Here is a 19,515-nt window from a genome sequence, read left to right on the forward strand (position 1 = left end):
CGTCCCACGGTGGGCGGTTCCAGGGGTGTGGGGAGCGGAACCCGGGGCGTCGGTCGATTCTCGCGGCCGTCAGGACAGCAGGTGTGCGCCTCTGTCGCTTTTCGCCACGACATGGCACGATCTCGGCAACGACGGAAAGTTACTGACGGTAAATCAGATTCATACGGAGGGGGATCTCTTGAACCGACGCCATGTTGCCGCGGCGGCGATGACCCTGGCCTGTGCGCTGTCCGTGCTCTCCACGCCGGTTCCGGCCTTTGCCGCACCCGCACCCCCTTCGCCCTCCGTCGCACCGTCCCCCTCCGGATCGAAGGCACCGAAGAAGAGCCTCGAAGAGGTGCGCAAGGAGATCGAGGACCTCTACCTCAAGGCCGGCTCGGCCACCGACGCGTACAACCTCGCCGAGGAACGCGCCAAGAAGCAGTCCGCCGAGATCGTCCGGCTGGCCAGGGCCATCGTCGCGGGCCGGTCGAAGATCGACGAGCTCAAGGACCAGGCAGGCGCCCAGGCCCGCGAGCAGTACCGCACCGGCGGACTGCCGCCCGGCGCCCAGCTGATGCTCAGCGACGACCCGCAGCTGTTCCTGGACGGGGTGAACCGGGTCAGGTCCGGCCAGCAGGCCGCCCGGGGCGTCCTCGGCGAACTGACCAGGACCCAACAGGACCTGGAGACGTACACCAAGGACGCGAGCGCCAACTGGAAGAAGCTGGAAGCCAGTCGCCTCAAGCAGGCCGAGACGAAGAAGAAGATCAACGCGCAGATCGCCGCGGCGAAGAAGCTGGAAGCCCAGCTGGAGAAGGAGGAGCGGGCTCGCCTGCTCAAGCTGGAGGAGGAGGCCGAGTACACGATGCAGAAGGCCTGGCTCAGCTCCGGCGCCCTGACGGACATCAATCGCGAGGCGAGCGCGCGCGGCAAGAAGGCGGTGGCCTTCGCGACCGACCAGATCGGCAAGCCGTACGTCTGGGGGGCCGAGGGCCCCGATTCGTACGACTGCTCGGGCCTGACCTCACAGGCCTGGGCGGCGGCGGGGCGGCCGATACCGCGGACCTCGCAGGAGCAGTGGCGGCTGCTCCCCCACATCCCCATCAAGGACATGCGCCCCGGCGACCTGATCATCTACCACAGCGACGCGAGCCACGTGGGCATGTACGTCGGCGACGGCGCCATCATCCACGCCCCCCGGCCCGGCCGGAACGTCACCCTGGCCGGCGCGGGCTCGATGCTGATCCTCGGAGTGGTCCGCCCGGACAAGTGAGGTCGCCCGGAAGCCGGCCGGCCCGGCTCCCGACGGGCCGCCCCCGACGGAGTTCCCGGCCCGGATGCCCCACGGCACACACCACCCGGCCGGGCGCCCCGGGGAAGTGACCCGTACCACCCGCACCCCGCCGCCACGCGTGATGTTTGTCATGCCCCGCAACCCGCCCTCACCCCCGTGGTTCTCGCCGGATCCGTGACCTGACGCGGCTTATGGCGGCGCATATGCCACCGGCTGATTCCGGTGCGCCATTCCGTTCCGCCGCCACGGACCGCTATGGTCCCCGTCTGGCGGATCGTCGCTCGTCGTTCCGCCGCGCCCTCGGGGGGAGGGAAGGAAACCTGGACCGATGCCCGTACCCGCACCGCAGCAGCGCGCCGCCCTCGCTGCGGAGACCTCCCACGGCGCCGACCTCACCCTGCTGGTGATGGAGGACGACCCGACGGGCACCTTCACCGTTCCCGAGCTGCCGTCCGCGGCCGGTTCACGCATCCGTGTGCGCAACGCCCGCAATCTCACCGAGGCGGACCGGCTCCTCACGAACGACGTGGACTGCATCCTGCTGGACCTGAACCTCCCCCTCGGCTCCGAGGCCCGCAGCACCACCACCGAGGGATCCGACGGACTCGCCACCCTCAAGCACGTCCTGCGGATCGCCCCCCGCCACGCCGTGATCGCCCTCACGACGCAGGACGACACCGAGCTGGCCGCCGAGGCGGTACGCGTCGGCGCCCAGGACTACCTCTTCCGCGGCGAACTCGACGGACGCCTTCTCAGCCGCGCCATCCGTTACGCCGTCGAACGCAAGCGGGCCGACGTCGCCCAGCACCAGCTCACCGAGTCCCGGCTGCGCGCCCAGGAGAACGCCCGCCTCGAACGCGGTCTGCTCCCCACCCCGCTGCTCGAAGGCTCCGATCTGCGCTTCGCGGCCCACTACCGGCCCGGCCGCAGCCGTGCACTGCTCGGCGGGGACTTCTACGACACGGTCCGCACCCCGGACGGCACCGTCCACGCGATGATCGGCGACGTCTGCGGGCACGGACCGGACGAGGCCGCACTCGGCGTGGAACTGCGCATAGCGTGGCGGGCGTTGACCCTGGCCGGCCTCTGCGGCGACGAGCTGCTCTCCACCCTCCAGCAGGTCCTGGAGCACGAGCGGGACAGCGAAGAGATCTTCGCGACGCTCTGCACCGTCGACATCGCCCCCGACGGCCGACGCGCCGGCCTCTGTCTGGCGGGCCACCCCGCCCCGCTGATCGCCCGGCACGGGCGGGCCGCGCAGCTGCTCCCCCACGAGGACGGCGGCCCGGCCCTGGGGCTGCTGCCGCGCGCACGCTGGCCGCGCCGACAGGTGGAGCTGGGCGGCTCCTGGAGCCTGATGGCCTACACCGATGGGCTGATCGAGGGACGTGTGGGGCCGGGGCGCACCCAACGGCTCGGGCAGGACGGCATGGTCGCGATGATCAACCAGCAACTGGCCCAGGGACTCACCGGCGAGGACCTCCTGGAGGCCGCGGTCACCCAGGTGCGGGAGCTGAACGGTGGCGAGCTGACCGACGACGTCGCGATCCTGCTGCTCGACCGCGACCAGGAACGCAGCCGCCGTCCGGGGCCGAAGGGCGAGCGGGCCCGGAGCACCCCGCGCCGCCGCCTCCCACCTGCATCACCGACGCCCTGCGCGACCTCCGCGGTCGCGGGGAGCTCCGTGCGCGCTCAACGACCGCCGTTGTAGGGCCCGTACGGCCCGTCGCTGCTGGAGCCGCCGCGCCGGCCGCCACCCGACACGGCCTTGAGCGCGGGCCGGACGTCCACCAGGAAGACGATGGACGCGACCGCGCCCGCGAGCTGGAGGAACAGTATCGGCACGAAAAGATTCACGGCCACGGTGATACCAAGGATGATCAACCAGAAGGACTTCTTCTGCTTGTCCGCGGCCCGGTAGGCGTCCTCACGAGCTGTGGCGGCCAGGACCAGTGCGACCACGGCCAGGACGAGCATGGCCATGTAGAGCAGCCAGATCAACGTGCTGAATCCTGTGAGCAACATGGTGTGCACCGCCTAATCAGTGGATGAGCTCCCGCGGCCAAGGTACCGGGACAACGCGCCGGGCACCCCGAAAGGTGCCCGCCCCGTGCCCCGGTATGCCCTCAGGCTGTGGCGCTGCGGCCTACTTCGCCGACGGCGGAGTGGTCTTCCTCGCAGCCGGCTTGCGCGCGGGCGCCTTCTTGGTGGGCGTGGCCGACGGCTTGCTCTCCGCCTTCGCGGCCTTCGGACCGGGCGCGGTCCTCGCCGTCCCCGACTTGGCGGCCGGACCGGGCTTGGCGCCGGACGCCGGCTTCGCGTGGCCCGTCGGCCTGGACTCCTTGCGGGGCTCGACGACGACGGCGACCCCGACGATGTCGTCAGCCGCCTCGCCCCGCCAGTTCCGCACGGTCTGCTCGCCGCGCTCGGCGACCTTCTCGTACGCCTCCCTCGCCCGCACCGCGTACTCCGCGGCCACGCCCAGACTGCGCATGGCCAGGTCCTGGGCGTTCTCCCCGAGCTTCCGCAGATCGCTGTCGAACGACCCGATCACCTCGTTGACCTTGGCCTGAACGGTGGCCTGGGCTTCCCTGGCCTGTGCGGTCATCTTCTCCTGCACGGCCTTGGGGTCGGCGTTGCGCATGGCGTCGAAACGCTCCGGCGCCTCGGCCCGCAGCTGCTCGATCAGCGCCGGAACCTTGCGCGCCTGCTCGACGGCGATGTCGGCCGTGCCGGCGGCGAAGTAGAGGGGGGTCGGGTCGGTGAGGGTCTTGCGCAGGTCATCGGTGATGGCCATGACTGTGGTCCTCCCGGATCATCAGACTCAGTGTGAGGGTTTTGATGAAGGCTTTGAAGCTGGGCCGGCATCGCTGCCACCGGCCGTACCGGGGCTGCCGGCACCGGGGTGGCCGTCCGCACCGGCCCCCGATCCGGACGTGTCGCCGGTCTGCGATCGGGCATCGGCGCCGGATTCCGGTCCGGGCTCGAACCCGTTCTCCTTGCGGAAGGAGTCGTAGATCTGCAGCAGAACGCTCTTCTGCCGCTCGTTTATGGACGGGTCGGCCAGGATCACCGCCCGCGTCTCCAGCTCCTCCCGCCCCCGCTCGTCCAGGATCCCGGCCCGTACGTACAGGGTCTCGGCGGAGATCCGCAGCGCCTTGGCGACCTGCTGCAGCACCTCGGCGCTCGGCTTGCGCAGCCCGCGCTCGATCTGGCTGAGGTAGGGATTGGACACCCCGGCGGCATCGGCGAGCTGCCGCAGCGACAGCTGCGCGTTGCGCCGCTGTTCGCGCAGGTACTCACCGAGATTGCCGACGTTGAGTGATGCCATACCTTGATGGTGCGCCCGCTTGCTAACTTTTGCAAGCGCTCGCTTGCAAAAGTGCAGCAGGCCACCCGGGCGGCGCCTTGGGGCTGAGCACGGTAGGTGTCCGTTCCCGGTAGAAGTGCGCGAGATCCGCTGGAGGTGACCAGCGATCCGACCGATTCCCACCCGAACCGATCAGCCGAAGCGCTTGGCTCCGAGCACTGATCAATCCGCTGACAGGGCCAGCGGCATGCGGCAGGATGCGGACGCATGGCTCTCTCGTCTCGTATCGCCATGCCGGGCCAAGTCTGGTCGGTGGCCGCACAGGATGCATCCGGTCCGCTGCATGTGACCAACTGGCGCGATCGTCTCGTCGACCTCACCTACTCCCCCAGGCCGGAAGGCGATAGCTGGTCGCGGCGAGTTCTTGATCGGGTCCCAGGGATACGGGGAATTCACCACAGGCCACTACGACCGCGGTGGTGGCACAACAGCCCGGTGGGCCAGTCATGGCGCAATGCTCGTTGACAGCCGGGGCACCGTCTGCGGCCCTGAGCTGGAGAACTGCCTGCCATCCAAGTCGCGGTTCCGGCGGCTGGCGCCGGACAACACGCTCGTGGATGGGCCTCCTCTGACGGGCTACTACACGTCCTATCCCGCGATGGATCGCGAGGGCACCGCCGTCTTCTGGCGTGACGGCAAGCTCCTCGCCGTCGACGCGGACCTGGATGCGCACGAGTTGTTCGCGATGGATGACAGCCGGAACGTCATGAACCGCACCCTGCTGTTGGGGGACGGTCGCGTCGTAGTGTCATTGGACAGCGAGGTTCTCACCTTTCACAGCCCACTGGGACCCCTGGCCGAGGGCCCCTGGCCGTGCGGGGACGCGAATCTCCGGGGCAACCCTGTGCTGGGCTGACGCCCTCAGGACACGGTCACCCGACCGAGGGCAGGGTTCCGCACGGTCAAGACCGCGTTGGCGTCAATCTGACTGGAGCCCCGGAAGGACCCACGGCCTCGCGGGATCCGCCTGGATGCCACGAGGCCGTGTCACGCTGCCCCGCACCGACTGCGAAGGAGTTCCACACCGTCGCCTTCGAGATCGTCGCAGTACGTCGCGCGTCCAGTCATGGCCATGATCAGGGCCAAGGTGCGCCCGGACACAAGGGGCCCGGAACCGGTCGTGAACGGGCCGTCATCCGCTACAAGTCTCAGGCCACCGATGCGTCCCTTGGCAAGGACCACGAGGTCTGAGCCCTGGTAGTACTCGGCCGTCTCCGTGACGACCCCGATCGGATAGTCGCGGCGGATGCCCAGCGCGCGCCGGATGTCTTCTCCGTGCACGATCGTCTCGCCCAGCATGGCGAGGGCAGGCAAGGGAGGCTTGGTCGTGCTCGGAACGATGCGCCGGAAACGTTCAAGGGTCTCGCCCGGGGTCGCGCCGAGCTGCTCGGCCAGCCGCATGGCCACCTGCTTGTCGAAGTCGAACCGGCAGCGGATCACACCCGCCATCCAGCTCACGGGGTTGAGGCTCGCCCCCGCGATCAGGTGCGCCAACACCTCATGCACCGTCAATCCGGCGCAGAGCGAAGGCGTTGACCACTGCTCTTCCGTCAGATCTGTGAGATCGGACGCCAGCGCCGCTCGCTCTGCGCGGATCGAGGGCCAGACCCCGGCCCCGCGATTGCGGCCTGCTGTCCGTACCGGATCAGTCATACGGGCTGGACTCCTGTCAAGGGTCGTGATCTGCGTTGCCCCGGCCCGAACAGTGGACGTCCGGCAGGGGCGTTCCCGAAAGAGACTCTTGCTCCGGAGCAAACTCATCGCCAGAGGACGAGTCGCCGGAGCTCACCCTGCCGCCCTGGCCGAGCTGACTGATGCGAGTGGTCATGCGGCGAATTCCTCTCCGGTGGACCAGCAGCCCTTCACGGCCTCCCGCAATGGGTGCGAGAGATGCGGCCTCGACGAACGGATGAACTCGGACCTTCCGCACCGTCCCTCACGAAGCGTCCGCGTCGTCGTCCATGAGGGACATCCCAGATGCCAGAGCACGGGCAGTGTCGGCGAAGTACTGCTCGTCGGCTCCAGGGGCGAGGCCGAGGGGGACGCCCTGGGCTAGGCCGACGAACAGCGCCCTGAGCGCGGTGGTCAGGCGTTGTGCCCGGTGCGACGTCACGACGCCTCCGTTGTGCGACCTCCCCGTGAACAGCGCGATCAGATGGGTCTCCTGCGACCGGATGGACGTGGCAAGTTGGGACCCAAGGTCCGGGTCGTGCACGACCATGTCCAGCAAGGTGATCTGGAGCGACAGGCGAGCTCACGTACATGCGACTGGTGATTGCCTACGACAGCGGCTGGGTGCTGGCGGCCGCGGCCGGCCTCCTGATGGCGTGGCAGGGCAGCAGTGCCGGGGGCGAAGTCTGGATGGGGTACCAGGCAGCCGCCCCCTCGTGTTCACCGCGCTGCTGGTCGCCGCTGCCCCTGTTCGGAAGAAGTCCGCCGTGCCGGCGAGCGGATAAGGGGAGATCTCCAGAAGCTTCCTGAAATCGGGTGAGTCGGGCGGCAGTTGTGTGACACGGTCAGGGATATGAAGAGGATCACGAAAGCATCGCTCGTCACCCTCTCGGCTGCCGTCGTGGCCATGGGGCAGACGGGAGCCGTGCACGCCGACACCCCTCACTGGAACAAGACCAAGAAGTGCCAGCAGAAGGACTGGGACGGGCGGAACGTGCCCACCCGTATCGGGAACAGTGAACTGGGTTGGACCCACTTCTCCAGCAACCACAACATCCGTGCCTGCCGCATCGTGAACGCTCCCCTGAACGGCACGGCGGACAAGAACGACGGCAAGGGGGGCCTGGAATACTGGGGTTACGCCTTTGACGGCAAGCACCCTCAGGTGAAGATCATCGTCAAGGCGCAGGTCACCCGCCGTACTCAGGACAAGCGGTACGACGCCGGAAGCGGGCAGATGATCGGCGTCATCACCGCCTACTGCAAGGGCATGAGGAAGTGCCCGAACTGGATGAACCAGTCCGCCGCCAAGTTCAAGCGCTGAACAGGGAGACACCCGCAATGACGCCGTGGGAAGTGGCCGTGGCACAGGCCGACGTGACCGGCCACTTGATCCTCTACACGCAGGCACCGATCGTGAAGAAGATGCGTGTCCGCGGCGTCCTCCCGGGCCCCGACGGGGCGCCGACCGTGCGGATCGCGCTCGGCGGCCGCAAGGCGACCGTCGATGATCTCCTCACCATCTACGAGATCCCGCTCTTCCGGCAGGACGAGATGCTGCTCCCCTGGGAGGCGGTCAGCCGTGTACGGCACGAGGCGGGTGAGGTGCGGTTCCACTCCGGCAGCCACGTGGGCAACGTCCTCGATACGCCGCTGATCAGGCTCTCGGAGGACGTGCCCGGCAAGGAGCGGCTGGAGGACCGGGCGCACACGTTGCTCACCACACTGAACTGTCCGGCTCCGGGCTATGAGGAGCGGGAGAAGGCCGAGTCACTCCTGGTCGGCTTCCTGTACCTGAGCAAGGGCCGGATGCGGCTGTATGTACGCCATCAGGGTGATCCCGACGTCGTGGCCTGCGACGTCCGGCTTGCGGAGGCCGGGCCGGCCGTGATCGCGGAGGTGTTCTCCCGGTCGCAGGAGCGGGAGCTGTTCGAGGAGCCGGAGGACGATCCGCACTGCACGGCCGTACTGGATCTGACGCACTGAGCGGATCAACTGGATTGGGGATCAACGGAAGCCGGCCGAGCCCAGCGGCTGAGGACGCTCACACCCTCGGGGAACCGTAGCTCTCAGCTCCCTCACCAAGGCACGCACGACAGCGGATCCGGCCAGTTCGGGGGTCGTGACGTGGCCGACCTGGCGTGTCGGGCGCTCAGGGCCGAGATCGGTGATCTCCACCGAGTTCGGTGCTCCGGCCAAGGAGAGCGCAGGCATGATCGCCATGCCGTGACCTCCGCTCACCAAGGAGAGCACCGCTCCGTCGTCCTCGGCCTCAACGGTCGCCTTCGGGATCCAGTCCTGTGCAGCCCACCAGGCGCGGGTGTACGAGCCACAGTTCTCGGCCCAGTCGACCAGCGGCAGCGAGCGCGGGGCAGCGTGTCCCGCCGGGTACACCAGGGCATACGGCTCCTCAAAGAGTTCGCTCGCGACCAGGCCCGGTGGAAGCGGCACGGAGCCGTCCAGCGTGGCGAGGGCGATGTCGGCTTTCCCGTCGGCCACTTCGCCCGCGGTGCCGCGCCCCACCTCGCGGACGATCCGCACCTGCGGCTCGATCTCAGGATGCCGGGCGCGCAGCCGCTGAAGGACAGGCGGCAGCAGGTGGAGAGCCGCGCTGCGGAAGGCCGCGATCCGAAGCGGCCCCTTCGCCGCGTCGTACCGGGCCGCACCGCGCGCCTCGGCGGTCAGGACGTCCAGCAGGCGCAGAATGCGGCGGGCGTGCGCCACAGCGCTCTCTCCGGCAGGCGTAGGGCGGGCGCCGGAACGGCCGCGTTCGAAGAGCACAGCACCGATCCTGCGCTCGCTGCCACGCACCGAGTGGGAGACCGCGGACTGGGTCAGACCGAGTGTCCTGGCCGCGGCCGAGAAGCCGCCGGCGTCCGCGACGGCCACCAGGACGCGCAGTTCGTGCGGGGCAAGATCGGAGTCGGTCGTGCGGGCCACCGGGCGCTCACCTCACCGTATGAGAACTGCTCATGGAACAGGCCGTCGCATGAACGCAACCGGCTGCCCCGCAGGCGCATTCCCGCCCTACGGTCCGGTCATGAACGAGACCGCGATCACCGTGCACCAGACCGCACGCCCCCACGGCTTTCCCACCGCCAAGCACTTCGCGTTCGTCGAGTCCACGCTTCCCGACCCCGCAGTCGGCAGCGCGCTGGTGGAGAACCTCTACTGGTCCGTCGACCCCTATCACCGCGAGATGATGGATGACGTCCCCGGCGGCTTCGCCCTCGACGCACCGCTGGAGGGCCGTGCCATCGGGCGGGTCATCGCCTCGCGCACGCCCCGGCTGGCCGAGGGCGAGATCGTGTTCCACCGGCAGGGCTGGCGCACGCACGCGGTCGTCACACCCGAGGAGATCCGGCGGCTGCCCCGCTTCGACGGCGTGCCCCTGACCGCGTATCTGAGCATCCTCGGCGGCACCGGCCTGACCGCCTATGTGGGCCTGACCCGGATCGCCCGGTTCCAGGAGGGCGAGGACCTGTTCGTGTCGGCCGCAGCAGGCGGGGTCGGCACGGCCACCGGACGGTTCGCCCGGCTCCTCGGCGCCGGACGGCTGACGGGCAGCGCGGGCTCGACGGAAAAGGCCGACCACCTCACGCGGGAGGTCGGCTATGACGCTGTCTTCGACTACCACGACGGGTCCGCCGCCGATCTGCTCGGCAAGGTCGCACCGGACGGCATCGACGTGTTCGTCGACAACGTCGGTGGCGAGCAGCTGGCCGCGGCGGTGGGGGCGCTGCGCGCGTTCGGGCGCATCGTCCGCATCGGCACGATCAGCCAGTACAACACCCCCGGCACTCCGCCACCGCGCTTCAACTACGCGGACATCGTGGAGAAGAGCCTCCGCATGGAGGGCTTCCTGGTGAGCAACTACCGTGCCGTACAGGAGGAGTTGTACGAATTCGCGGTACCGCACCTGCAGAGTGGCCGGCTCGGCCTGGATGAGACCGTGGTGGACGGGTTCGAGCACATCGTGGACGCGTTCCTGGGAATGCTGCGCGGCCGGAACACCGGCAAAATCATCGTGCGGAACCGTACGCACACCCCGTTCGCCCAGGCGGAGGAGGGCTCCGTGCCGTGCTCCATCCGTGCGAACTCCCCCTGGGACGCGGACAGATCCGGCCGGACAGGGCACGTGACGCAATAAGTTGACCCGGATGTGCCTTGCAGGCCCGTGGGAGGAGGTCCCGTGGATGTCGGGCTGATCAACGGCCTACCCGGCCACCCCCTCTTCGTTCACGGCGCGGTGGTGCTGGTCCCGCTGACGGCGCTGGTGCTGGTGGTCTGTGCGCTGTGGCATCCGGCAGCGCGCCGGGTCAGCTGGGTGCTGCCGCTCCTGGGGCTGATCACCCTTGCTCTGGTGGTGCTGACCACCGAATCCGGTGAGTGGCTGGAGGAGCGGGTGCAGGGGGGTGCGGTGCTGGAACAGCACACCGAGATGGGCTCCGGCCTCACCCCGTGGGCGATTGCCCTGTTCGTGGTGACGATCGCCGTCTGGCTGCTCGGCCGGGTCGGTCCTCGTCGGGAGCGTGGGCGCAGCGATGCGGTCGACGGGCCCACCGGTGGCGGGGTGTCCGCGGTGGCTCGGTCGGCCTCTTCCGTTGCTGTGCGCGTCGCGGTGGCGGTGATCGCCCTGGTCGTGGCCGTCGGTGCGGCCGTTGACGTGTATCGCATCGGCGAAACGGGGGCGAAGGCCGTCTGGCAGGGCCGCTTCTCGGCAAGCGGGTCCGACGGCCGGGGGTGACGCGGCAGCAGTCGCGCCGGCAACAGCCCGTCGCCCCATGGGGCGCGTCGACCGGCCGGACGTCTTGCCTGTGTCCGGCCGGTCTCGCGGCTCAGTTGGGAGGTGGGTCAGTGGAGTTGGTCGAGTGCCTGCTGGAAGGCGGCGGCGTGCTTGGCCGCGGCGGCGGCGGTGTCGCGGAAGTAGCGGGCGGCGGCGGTGTCACCGACGGCGGTGGCCCGCTTGGCGAAACCCGGGTACTGGTTGGTCGCTTCGTTGTGCTCCCCGGCGATGGCCGTGCGCAGGTTGTCCTTCGTCATGCGGACATGACCGGCCAGGGCCGCTTCGCCGGCGAAGTGTTCGTGCAGTTCCACCCCGGCCGTGCCCTCGAACAAGCGAGCCAGGGCCTGGTTGCCGGTCTGCCGCGCGCGTTCGGCGAAGAGCATGTACTTGGCGTGGGCGAGCGCCTCGCCGTGCATGGCGGTGTCCAGGTTGGCCATCGTGCGGGCAGCCTTCACCTTCGGCATGCCGGCGGGCACCGGCACCATGTCCGCCTTGGGCGGCGCCGGGACGGAGCCGCGGCCGGTGGTCACGGCTGTCAGTGCCATGCGGTACGCGTCGCGGTGACGGCCCTCGTCCGCGGCGATCTCGGTGAACAGCTTGGCGGCCTCGTCGTCACCGTCCATGCGGGCCTGGTCGGCGAAGCCCCGGTACATGACCTGGTGCTCGTAGGTCTCGCCGTTGATGGCCTGGCGCAGGTTGGCCTCGTTCGTGCCGACCGTGCCGGCCAGGGCGGCCGCCTGCTTCAGGTGCTCGTTCAGCTCGGTCTGCGCCGTGGCGCGGAAGAGCTTGCCGACGGCCGGGTGGGCCTCGCGGTCGGCTTGCGTGCCGAAGAGGCCGTAGGAGGCGTGGGCGAACGCCTCGCCCTTCATGGTGGTGGTGAGGTCGGAGACCGTCTGCTGGCGGGGTGACTGGGCGGCGGGCGCCACCGTGTGCGGCTCGGCCGGTACGGCAAGTGCCATGGCTGTGGCGGCCTGCGATGCCGCGGTCAGCGTGCTCAGAGCGACCAGAAGTGCGCGGATCGAGTGACGGAACATGATGTCCTCCTCGGGAGCCCTTGGGAGCGGCCCTCCCATACGACCCGTACGCGCCCACTCCTGCCCCTTCACGTAACCCTTTCGGGTGTTTACGCAGCGTGGCATCGGTGCTTGATGCCGGGCAGGCGGCGGTCGGAGCCGGTCGGAATGGCACGGCCCCGGGTGTCCGCATTCAGTGTCCGGAGTCAGCGCGCGAGGGAGAAGTAGTTCTCCTCTTCCTGGGTGAAGTGCAGGCGCAGCACGCTGTAGAGGCCGTAGAGGCAGGCGCGCAGGTCGTCGATCTGTTCGGGGCGCAGGCCGCCGTGGTGGGCGCCGGCGAGCTCCAGGTGGGTGGTGATGCGGCGGGCCAGGCGGTGGATCTCGGTGTGGGCGCGGCTCATGGTGGCGGTGGTTTCCGGGCCGCCGAGGGCGGGGGCGAGGGCGGGGTAGAGCTGGGTTTCCTCGGCGTACTCGTGAGGGAGGAGGCGGTCGGTGAGAAGCCGGTCGACATGGCGGACGGTGTCCAGGGCCTGCGGGCCGGTGGAGTCCGACAGTTGGTCGGCGGCTTCGCGGACGGCCTCGATGACGTCGCGCAGGTCGTCGTGCTCGGCGGCGAAGCGCTGGATGAGCTGTTCGGTAGCCGGTTCGATGGTCACCCGGGCGCGACGATCGACGCGCAGGGCGCGCAGGGCGTTGAGGATGACGGCGACGTCGATGCCCTCCTGGAGGAGCGCGCCGACGGCGGGCGGCAGCAGGCCGTAGGCGGCGGCGCCCATGGCCGCGAGGGACATCAGCATGCCGCCGAGGGAACTCTGGACGGCGATCCGCCGGGCGCGGACGGCGATGGTGGCGGCATCGGCGAGGCGGTCGACGCGGTCGGTGGTGAGCACGATGTCGGCCGCTTCGGAGGAGGCGCTGGAGCCGTGTGCGCCCATGGCGACGCCGACGTCGGCGGCGGCAAGGGCGGGGGCGTCGGTGACACCGTCGCCGACCATGACGGTGACCGCGCGCTCGCGTTCGGCCTGCACGGCGGCGACCTTGTCGGCGGGGGTCTGCTGGGCGCGGACGTCGTCCAGTCCGAGGACGGCGGCGATCTCGCGGGCCGGCTCGGCGCGGTCTCCGGTGAGCATGAGCAGGCGCTGGATGCCGGCCTCACGCAGGCGCCGCAGGGTGCGCGGGGCGTCGTGACGCAGCGGGTCGCGCAGCAGGATCGCTCCGGTGAGCGTGCTGTCCGTGGTGAGCCAGGCGACGGCGGCACCATCCAGGGTGGCGCGGTTGTCCGCGGCGCCGGCCCAGGCGGGCAGGGGCGTGCCGTCGTGCTTGCCCACGCTCACCAGCCGGCCGCCGACGCGACCGGTGGCGCCGCGCCCGGGCTCCTCGGTGACGTCGCGGACCGGCATGAGCGTCAGGCCGCGGACATGGGCTTCGTCGGTGATCGCCCGGGCGAGGACGTGGGGGGAGTACTGGTCGACGGAGGCTGCCAGGGCAAGGACGTCGGCGGGGGTACGGCCGGGCGCGGCGGCAACGTCGATCACCCGGGGGCGGCCCGTGGTGAGGGTGCCGGTCTTGTCGAGGATCAAGGTGCGGGCGCGGCCGAGGGTCTCCAGGGCGGCGCCGTCACAGATCACCACGCCCTGACGGGCGGCGCGGGACAGCCCGGAGACGATCGCGACGGGCGCGGCGAGCAGGAGCGGGCACGGGGTGGCGACCACCAGGACCGCCACCGCCCGCACGGCCGAGCCGCTGACCAGCCAGGCCAGCCCCGCCACGGCCAGCGTCAGGGGCAGGAACCAGGCGGCGTACCGGTCCGCCAGCCGGATCACCGGGGCGCTCTCGGCACCTGCCTGCCGGGCGAGGCGGACGATCTCGGCGTAGGTGCTGTCCTGCTCGGTCGCACAGGCCCGCAGCTCGAAAGCGGTGCCGGCGTTGATGCCACCGCTGCGCACCGTCTCGCCTGCGGTCCGTTCGACCTGAAGGGACTCCCCGGTGAGGACGGACTCGTCCAGGACAGCGGTGCCGTCCTCGATGCGCCCGTCGACGGGGACGACCTCGCCGGGACCGACCACCAGCAGGTCATCCACCCGGACCTCGCTCAACGGCACCGTCCGCACCTCGTCCCCGGTTCGGCGGCGGGCCGACCGCGGGGCATGCTCCAGGAGATGGCGCAGGTCGTGCGAGGCGCGGCGTTCGGCTGCGGCGTCCAGCCAGCGGCCGGTGGCGAGCATGAGCGCGATCAACGCACCGGCCAGATACTCGCCCGTGGCCAGGGTTCCGGCCAGGGCGAGGACAGCGATCAGGTCGACCCCGGCCCGGCCGCGTCGCAGCGCGCCGATCACCCAGGCCAGGGCCGGGAGGACTGCTACGACGGTCCCGGCCGCCCAGCATGCGGCCGCGACCCGCCCGAAACCGCCGAGCCACGCGACACCGCCCGCCACCAGGGCACCGGCGGTGACCGCGAGCAGTACCGGCTCCAGCCACCGCCGGGCGGGGGCACCTGCCGTCCGTGTATCCGTTCGTTCGTCGTCGCGTCGGTTCACCGTGCACTCCGTTCGCCCCGGCTGCCTCTGGCCGGCACGCCGCACCGGTCGGTGCTCCTGCCAGAGCCGTTCGGTCCGCCCAGCCGGACCCTCGGGGCGCCGGCCGAACGCGCCCTCACCCTCGGCAGGTACGCACGGGGGCCTCGAAAGGTCCGGGGCGACGCTTGCGGCCGAATCCTCGGAGAACGAGTCGCGCGGAACAACGGCCGACGTGGGCGGCGCCCGCCGTCCTGCCGCCGGAAACAACGGATCTGCTCCGACAAGTGCCTCCGAGCCCCAGGATCGCGCCGCCGGGATGGTCTCGCATGTCCGGCCCGTGGCCCCCGGCGCAGGGCGCCGGCCGGCACACCCCTGTGGGGTGCGCACCGGGTCCGATGCCCTGCGGAACCGCCGGTCAGTCCCTGACGATGCAGAAGGGATGCCCGACCGGATCGGTGAGGACCCGCGCCCTGGAGGCCTCATGCGGCTGGTGGTCCGGCTTGCCCGCGCCCAGCTCCAGCAGGCGGGCCTCGGCTCCGTCCAGGTCCTCCCCCACCTTGAAGCAGATGTGCAGCTGCTGGGGAACGGTCTGGCCGGGCCAGCAGGGGGCCCGGTAGCCGTCGACCCGTTGGAAGCCGATGAAGAGTCCGTCCGCACGGTTGAGACCGGCGAAGTCGGCGTCCGACTTCGGGTGGGGTTCGAGGCCGGTGGCCTGCTGGTAGAACGCCGCCAGAGCCAACGGATCGGGGCAGTCGAGGGTGATCGCAACCAACTCCATCTGCGGGGACATGGCACCTCCGGGCCGATCGGTCAACTTCCGTACCGCACAACCTACTTCCATGCGGCACACCCTGGCCGCGGCCGTCTGCGGCCGAACAGGGCGCCCACCGCGACGCCGAGCAGGACCGAACGGAACGCCCACCGCGACGCCGAGCAGGACCGAACGGAACGCCCACCGCGACGCCGAGCAGGACCGAACGGAACGCCCACCGGGACGCCGAGCGAGCCGGCGCGGAATCCTTGTTGACCTTCACCCTGGGGAAGCCCACAGCATCGGTGGAGCCGGGCGACAGGCCCGGCATGAGGAGGTACGGGCATGGGGTTGCTGACCATCGGAGCGTTCGCGAAGGCGTCCCGGCTGTCGCCGAAGGCGCTGCGTCTCTACGACGAGCTCGGCCTGCTGACCCCCGCCCGTGTCGACCCGGTCACCGGCTATCGGCTCTACGCACCGGAACAACTGGACCGGGCCCGGCTGGTCGCCTGGCTCCGCCGCCTGGGAATGCCGCTGGCCCGCATCCAGCGCGTCTGCACGCTGGATGCGGCATCGGCGGCCCAGGAGATCCGCGCGTTCTGGGCCCGGGTCGAAGCCGACACCGCCGCACGGCGGGACCTGGCCGCCTTCCTCATCGACCACCTGAGCTGGAAGGACCCTGCCATGTCCCCGACCGCCAAGCCCCTCAGCATCCGTTACGCGGCCCTGTCCGACACCGGCCTCGTCCGCCGGAGCAACCAGGACACCGCCTACGCCGGGTCCCGGCTGCTCGCCGTCGCCGACGGCTTCGGCAGCCAAGGAGCCCCCGCGAGCGCGGCCGCCGTCGACGCACTCAAGCACCTCGAAACGGACAGCATCCCGGCGGGCCGTCTCCTCAACGTTCTGGAGGACGCGATCGAACAGGCCAAACAGGCCGTGGACGGCCTCGCAGGTCCCGGCTCCTCCCCCGAAGAGGCGGGCACCACCCTCACCGCGATGCTCTGGACCGGATCACAGCTCGCCCTCGTCCACATCGGCGACTCCCGTGTCCATCTCCTGCGCGACGGACGGCTGTTCCAGATCACCCACGACCACACCATGGTGCAGTCGATGGTCGACGAAGGACGCCTCAGCCCGGAGGAAGCCGCCTCCCACCCCGAGCGGTCGCTGCTGGTACGCGCCCTGGGCCCAGGCGCCGATACCACCCCCGACCTGCGTCTTCACGACGCCCGGCAGGGAGACCGGTACCTGCTCTGCTCCGATGGGCTGTCCACCGTCGTACCGACCGAGGAGATCCGCCGGGTGCTCTCCGAGAACGGCGAGCCCGAGCAGACGGTCCGCGAACTCGTCGCCCTCGCCAACGGCTCCGGCGGCCCCGACAACATCAGTTGTGTGGTCGCCGACGTCGTGGAACTCCAGCAGTAGGCGGCAGCGGCCCCGCTCCGGCCGACGAGGACATCGGTACGGTGCCCGTCCGCACTCGTGGGGAGTACGACACAGCCGGTCCCGCACGGTCACTGCGGCCGGCGCCGTTAGGACGCCTCGTCCGCGGCGCCGGGCCTCCCGTGCCGTGCGGGTCCCGTCAGCTGCCGACGTAGGCCGCGAGATGCTCGCCGGTGAGGGTGGAGCGTGCGGCGACCAGGTCGGCGGGGGTGCCCTCGAAGACGATCCGGCCGCCGTCGTGGCCGGCGCCCGGGCCGAGGTCGATGATCCAGTCGGCGTGCGCCATGACCGCCTGATGGTGTTCGACGACAATGACCGACTTGCCGGAGTCGACGAGCCGGTCGAGCAGGCCGAGGAGTTGCTCGACATCGGCGAGATGCAGGCCGGCGGTCGGTTCGTCGAGGACGTAGACGCCGCCCTTCTCGGCCATGTGGGTGGCCAGCTTGAGCCGCTGCCGCTCGCCGCCGGACAGCGTCGTGAGCGGCTGGCCGAGGGTGAGGTAGCCGAGCCCGACATCGGCGAGCCGGCCCAGGATGCGGTGCGCGGCAGGCGTGCGCGCCTCGCCGGTACCGAAGAACTCCTCGGCCTCGGCCACCGACATCGCGAGCACCTCGCTGATGTCGCGGCCACCGAGGTGGTGGTCGAGGACCGAGGCCTCGAAACGCTTCCCTTCGCAGTCCTCGCAGGTGGTGGCCGTACCCGCCATCATCGCCAGGTCGGTGTAGATGACACCGGCACCGTTGCAGGTGGGGCAGGCACCCTCGGAGTTGGCGCTGAACAGCCCCGGCTTCACGCCGTTGGCCTTCGCGAACGCCTTGCGGATCGGGTCGAGCAGACCGGTGTACGTCGCCGGGTTGCTCCGCCGCGAGCCGCGGATCGGGCTCTGGTCGACCGACACCACACCCCCGTCCCCTGTCTCCTGGGGCATCGACCCGTGCACGAGCGAGCTCTTGCCGGAACCGGCGACGCCGGTGACGACGGCCAGCACCCCGAGCGGGATGTCGACATCGACGTCGCGCAGGTTGTGCGTCGTCGCGCCCCGGATCTGCAGCGCGCCGGTGGGGGTGCGCACCGTCTTCTTCAGGGTGGCCCGGTCGTCGAGATGGCGGCCGGTGACGGTGTCGCCGGCCCGCAGCCCCTCGACGGTGCCCTCGAAGCAGACGGTGCCGCCGCCCGTACCGGCGCCGGGGCCGAGATCGACGACATGGTCGGCGATCGCGATCATCTCCGGCTTGTGCTCCACGACGAGCACCGTGTTGCCCTTGTCCCGCAGCCGCAGCAGCAGCTCGTTCATCCGCTGGATGTCATGGGGGTGCAGTCCGACGGTCGGCTCGTCGAAGACATAGGTCACGTCGGTGAGCGAGGAACCGAGGTGGCGGATCATCTTGACGCGCTGCGCCTCGCCGCCCGACAGTGTGCCCGACGGCCGGTCGAGCGCGAGGTAACCGAGCCCGATCTCGACGAACGAGTCCAGGGAATGCCGCAGAGCGGTGAGCAGCGGTGCCACCGAAGGCTCGTCGAGACCGCGGATCCATGCGGCCAGGTCGCTGATCTGCATCGCGCAGGCGTCGGCGATGCTGACCCCCTTGATCTTCGAGGACCGGGCCGCCGCACTGAGCCGGGTGCCGTCGCACTCGGGGCAGGCAGTGAAGGTGACCGCGCGATCCACGAACGCCCGGATGTGCGGCTGCATCGCCTCCTTGTCCTTGGACAGCATCGACTTCTGGAGCTTGGGGATCAGTCCTTCGTAGGTGAGGTTGACGCCGTTGACCTTGACCTTGGTCGGCTCCCGGTAGAGGAAGTCCTGCATCTCCCGCTTGGTGTACCTACGGATCGGCTTGTTCGGGTCGAGGAAACCCGACTCGGCGTAGACCTGCACGGTCCAGAAACTGTCCGACTTCCAGCCGGGAATGGTGAACGCGCCCTCGGCGATCGACTTGGAGTCGTCGTAGAGCTGGGTGAGGTCGATGTCGGAGACCGTGCCCCGGCCCTCGCAGCGTGTGCACATGCCGCCGGTGCGGGTGTAGGTCGCCTTCACGGCCTTCTTGTTGCCGCGCTCGACGGTGATCGCACCGCTCGCCCTGACCGACGGGACGTTGAAGGCGAACGCGCCGGGCGGGCCGACGTGCGGTGTGCCGAGCCGGCTGAAGAGGATGCGGAGCATCGCGTTGGCATCGGTGGCGGTACCGACCGTGGAGCGGGGGTCGGCGGACATCCGCTGCTGGTCGACGGCGATCACGGTGGTCAGCCCGTCGAGCACGTCGACCTCGGGCCGCGCCAGGGTCGGCATGAAGCCCTGCACGAAGGCGCTGTAGGTCTCGTTGATCAGCCGCTGGGACTCCGCGGCGATCGTGTCGAACACCAGCGAGCTCTTGCCCGAGCCGGAGACACCGGTGAACACCGTCAGCCTGCGCTTGGGTATCTCGATGCTGACGTCCTTGAGATTGTTCTCGCGCGCGCCGTGCACACGGATCAGATCGTGGCAGTCGGCGGCGTGCGGCGCGGACGGCTGTGCGTCCGCCCTCGCGGTCGTGTTCATGGCGCCTCCCTGAGGGCTGTCCCGTGAGGCCGAGCCGCCTGCGCGGTCCCCGTCGGCGTCACCTGGCTCGATCTAACCAGCTCCGATCCGACCAGTACGGGCGATTCTTCGCGTTGCGCAGCTGCCGCGCAGGAACGAAGAACGAAACCG

At 70.2% G+C, this 19,515-nt stretch carries 17 protein-coding genes and 2 pseudogenes; 9 read left to right on the forward strand and 10 right to left on the reverse strand.

Annotated features, from left to right (window positions below):
- Nucleotides 1–178 precede the first annotated feature (178 nt).
- Together AB0L71_RS24630 and AB0L71_RS24635 are read left to right on the forward strand one after the other, a co-directional pair.
- Entirely contained in the window at nt 179–1,255 is a 1,077-nt protein-coding gene (locus tag AB0L71_RS24630) for an NlpC/P60 family protein (RefSeq protein ID WP_365246808.1), read from the forward strand.
- A gap of 349 nt (nt 1,256–1,604) precedes the next feature.
- On the forward strand, nt 1,605–2,987 hold the full coding sequence (locus tag AB0L71_RS24635; protein WP_365246810.1) for a fused response regulator/phosphatase: 1,383 nt from the start codon (nt 1,605–1,607) through the stop codon (nt 2,985–2,987).
- Here the strand turns inward: AB0L71_RS24635 and AB0L71_RS24640 are convergent.
- The 3 genes from AB0L71_RS24640 to AB0L71_RS24650 all read right to left on the reverse strand — a co-directional run bounded on the left by AB0L71_RS24640 (nt 2,969) and on the right by AB0L71_RS24650 (nt 4,607).
- Complete coding sequence (locus AB0L71_RS24640) at nt 2,969–3,301, reverse strand: DUF2516 family protein (RefSeq protein WP_365246812.1); 333 nt, start codon at nt 3,299–3,301, stop codon at nt 2,969–2,971. The genes AB0L71_RS24635 and AB0L71_RS24640 overlap by 19 nt on opposite strands.
- A gap of 121 nt (nt 3,302–3,422) precedes the next feature.
- Nucleotides 3,423–4,073 carry a hypothetical protein gene (locus AB0L71_RS24645; RefSeq protein ID WP_365246814.1) on the reverse strand — a complete coding sequence of 217 codons (651 nt, stop codon included), beginning with the start codon at nt 4,071–4,073 and terminating at the stop codon, nt 3,423–3,425.
- 27 nt (nt 4,074–4,100) lie between these two features.
- Nucleotides 4,101–4,607, reverse strand: a complete 507-nt coding sequence (locus AB0L71_RS24650) for a helix-turn-helix transcriptional regulator (RefSeq protein ID WP_365246816.1) — start codon at nt 4,605–4,607, stop codon at nt 4,101–4,103.
- A 493-nt stretch (nt 4,608–5,100) separates the two neighbouring features.
- Between AB0L71_RS24650 and AB0L71_RS24655 the strand changes: the two genes are divergently transcribed.
- Nucleotides 5,101–5,502, forward strand: coding sequence for a hypothetical protein (locus AB0L71_RS24655; protein WP_365246818.1), 402 nt, complete (start codon nt 5,101–5,103; stop codon nt 5,500–5,502).
- A 131-nt stretch (nt 5,503–5,633) separates the two neighbouring features.
- Here AB0L71_RS24655 and AB0L71_RS24660 read toward each other — a convergent pair whose 3' ends face one another.
- A complete protein-coding gene (locus AB0L71_RS24660) occupies nt 5,634–6,299 on the reverse strand; it encodes a maleylpyruvate isomerase family mycothiol-dependent enzyme (RefSeq protein ID WP_365246820.1) in 666 nt (221 codons plus the stop codon).
- A 283-nt stretch (nt 6,300–6,582) separates the two neighbouring features.
- A pseudogene (locus tag AB0L71_RS24665) lies at nt 6,583–6,900 on the reverse strand (TetR/AcrR family transcriptional regulator); the annotation flags it as partial.
- A 5-nt stretch (nt 6,901–6,905) separates the two neighbouring features.
- Here AB0L71_RS24665 and AB0L71_RS24670 point away from each other — a divergent pair.
- From AB0L71_RS24670 to AB0L71_RS24680, 3 genes and pseudogenes are all read left to right on the forward strand, one after another.
- Nucleotides 6,906–7,102, forward strand: a pseudogene (locus AB0L71_RS24670) (hypothetical protein); the annotation flags it as partial.
- 68 nt (nt 7,103–7,170) lie between these two features.
- Nucleotides 7,171–7,641, forward strand: a complete 471-nt coding sequence (locus AB0L71_RS24675; protein WP_365246822.1) for a hypothetical protein — start codon at nt 7,171–7,173, stop codon at nt 7,639–7,641.
- A 17-nt stretch (nt 7,642–7,658) separates the two neighbouring features.
- Entirely contained in the window at nt 7,659–8,303 is a 645-nt protein-coding gene (locus tag AB0L71_RS24680; RefSeq protein WP_365246824.1) for a hypothetical protein, read from the forward strand.
- 21 nt (nt 8,304–8,324) lie between these two features.
- On the opposite strand, the gene AB0L71_RS24685 is transcribed toward AB0L71_RS24680, so the two are convergent.
- On the reverse strand, nt 8,325–9,257 hold the full coding sequence (locus AB0L71_RS24685) for a LysR family transcriptional regulator (RefSeq protein WP_365246826.1): 933 nt from the start codon (nt 9,255–9,257) through the stop codon (nt 8,325–8,327).
- A gap of 100 nt (nt 9,258–9,357) precedes the next feature.
- On the opposite strand from AB0L71_RS24685, the gene AB0L71_RS24690 reads away from it, so the two are divergent.
- Together AB0L71_RS24690 and AB0L71_RS24695 are read left to right on the forward strand one after the other, a co-directional pair.
- Nucleotides 9,358–10,467 (forward strand): NADP-dependent oxidoreductase, encoded by a 1,110-nt coding sequence (locus AB0L71_RS24690; RefSeq protein WP_365246828.1) that lies wholly within the window; start codon nt 9,358–9,360, stop codon nt 10,465–10,467.
- Between the two features lie 42 nt (nt 10,468–10,509).
- Nucleotides 10,510–11,064, forward strand: coding sequence for a DUF2231 domain-containing protein (locus AB0L71_RS24695; protein WP_365246830.1), 555 nt, complete (start codon nt 10,510–10,512; stop codon nt 11,062–11,064).
- A gap of 107 nt (nt 11,065–11,171) precedes the next feature.
- On the opposite strand, the gene AB0L71_RS24700 is transcribed toward AB0L71_RS24695, so the two are convergent.
- The 3 genes from AB0L71_RS24700 to AB0L71_RS24710 all read right to left on the reverse strand — a co-directional run bounded on the left by AB0L71_RS24700 (nt 11,172) and on the right by AB0L71_RS24710 (nt 15,422).
- Nucleotides 11,172–12,137, reverse strand: coding sequence for a ferritin family protein (locus AB0L71_RS24700; protein WP_365246832.1), 966 nt, complete (start codon nt 12,135–12,137; stop codon nt 11,172–11,174).
- Nucleotides 12,138–12,322: 185 nt separating this feature from the next.
- Nucleotides 12,323–14,590 (reverse strand): heavy metal translocating P-type ATPase, encoded by a 2,268-nt coding sequence (locus tag AB0L71_RS24705; RefSeq protein ID WP_365246985.1) that lies wholly within the window; start codon nt 14,588–14,590, stop codon nt 12,323–12,325.
- A gap of 457 nt (nt 14,591–15,047) precedes the next feature.
- Entirely contained in the window at nt 15,048–15,422 is a 375-nt protein-coding gene (locus AB0L71_RS24710) for a VOC family protein (RefSeq protein WP_365246834.1), read from the reverse strand.
- 306 nt (nt 15,423–15,728) lie between these two features.
- On the opposite strand from AB0L71_RS24710, the gene AB0L71_RS24715 reads away from it, so the two are divergent.
- The gene (locus tag AB0L71_RS24715; RefSeq protein ID WP_365246836.1) at nt 15,729–16,808 is read left to right on the forward strand and encodes a MerR family transcriptional regulator; all 1,080 of its coding nucleotides are present in this window, start codon (nt 15,729–15,731) and stop codon (nt 16,806–16,808) included.
- Between the two features lie 157 nt (nt 16,809–16,965).
- On the opposite strand, the gene AB0L71_RS24720 is transcribed toward AB0L71_RS24715, so the two are convergent.
- Nucleotides 16,966–19,365, reverse strand: a complete 2,400-nt coding sequence (locus tag AB0L71_RS24720; RefSeq protein WP_365246838.1) for an excinuclease ABC subunit UvrA — start codon at nt 19,363–19,365, stop codon at nt 16,966–16,968.
- Nucleotides 19,366–19,515 lie beyond the last annotated feature (150 nt).

Origin of the sequence: Streptomyces sp. NPDC052052 (assembly GCF_040680455.1) — a bacterium.
In the GTDB taxonomy this organism is placed as follows: Bacteria; Actinomycetota; Actinomycetes; order Streptomycetales; family Streptomycetaceae; genus Streptomyces.

What these genes read in the sequence shown, in the direction of transcription:
- AB0L71_RS24635 (WP_365246810.1), top strand. Translation starts at nt 1,605, where the DNA reads ATGCCCGTACCCGCACCGCAGCAGCGCGCCGCCCTCGCTGCGGAGACC.
- AB0L71_RS24640 (WP_365246812.1), bottom strand. Translation starts at nt 3,301, where the DNA reads ATGTTGCTCACAGGATTCAGCACGTTGATCTGGCTGCTCTACATGGCC.
- AB0L71_RS24645 (WP_365246814.1), bottom strand. Translation starts at nt 4,073, where the DNA reads ATGGCCATCACCGATGACCTGCGCAAGACCCTCACCGACCCGACCCCC.
- AB0L71_RS24650 (WP_365246816.1), bottom strand. Translation starts at nt 4,607, where the DNA reads ATGGCATCACTCAACGTCGGCAATCTCGGTGAGTACCTGCGCGAACAG.
- AB0L71_RS24655 (WP_365246818.1), top strand. Translation starts at nt 5,101, where the DNA reads ATGCTCGTTGACAGCCGGGGCACCGTCTGCGGCCCTGAGCTGGAGAAC.
- AB0L71_RS24660 (WP_365246820.1), bottom strand. Translation starts at nt 6,299, where the DNA reads ATGACTGATCCGGTACGGACAGCAGGCCGCAATCGCGGGGCCGGGGTC.
- AB0L71_RS24675 (WP_365246822.1), top strand. Translation starts at nt 7,171, where the DNA reads ATGAAGAGGATCACGAAAGCATCGCTCGTCACCCTCTCGGCTGCCGTC.
- AB0L71_RS24680 (WP_365246824.1), top strand. Translation starts at nt 7,659, where the DNA reads ATGACGCCGTGGGAAGTGGCCGTGGCACAGGCCGACGTGACCGGCCAC.
- AB0L71_RS24690 (WP_365246828.1), top strand. Translation starts at nt 9,358, where the DNA reads ATGAACGAGACCGCGATCACCGTGCACCAGACCGCACGCCCCCACGGC.
- AB0L71_RS24700 (WP_365246832.1), bottom strand. Translation starts at nt 12,137, where the DNA reads ATGTTCCGTCACTCGATCCGCGCACTTCTGGTCGCTCTGAGCACGCTG.
- AB0L71_RS24710 (WP_365246834.1), bottom strand. Translation starts at nt 15,422, where the DNA reads ATGTCCCCGCAGATGGAGTTGGTTGCGATCACCCTCGACTGCCCCGAT.
- AB0L71_RS24715 (WP_365246836.1), top strand. Translation starts at nt 15,729, where the DNA reads ATGGGGTTGCTGACCATCGGAGCGTTCGCGAAGGCGTCCCGGCTGTCG.
- AB0L71_RS24720 (WP_365246838.1), bottom strand. Translation starts at nt 19,365, where the DNA reads ATGAACACGACCGCGAGGGCGGACGCACAGCCGTCCGCGCCGCACGCC.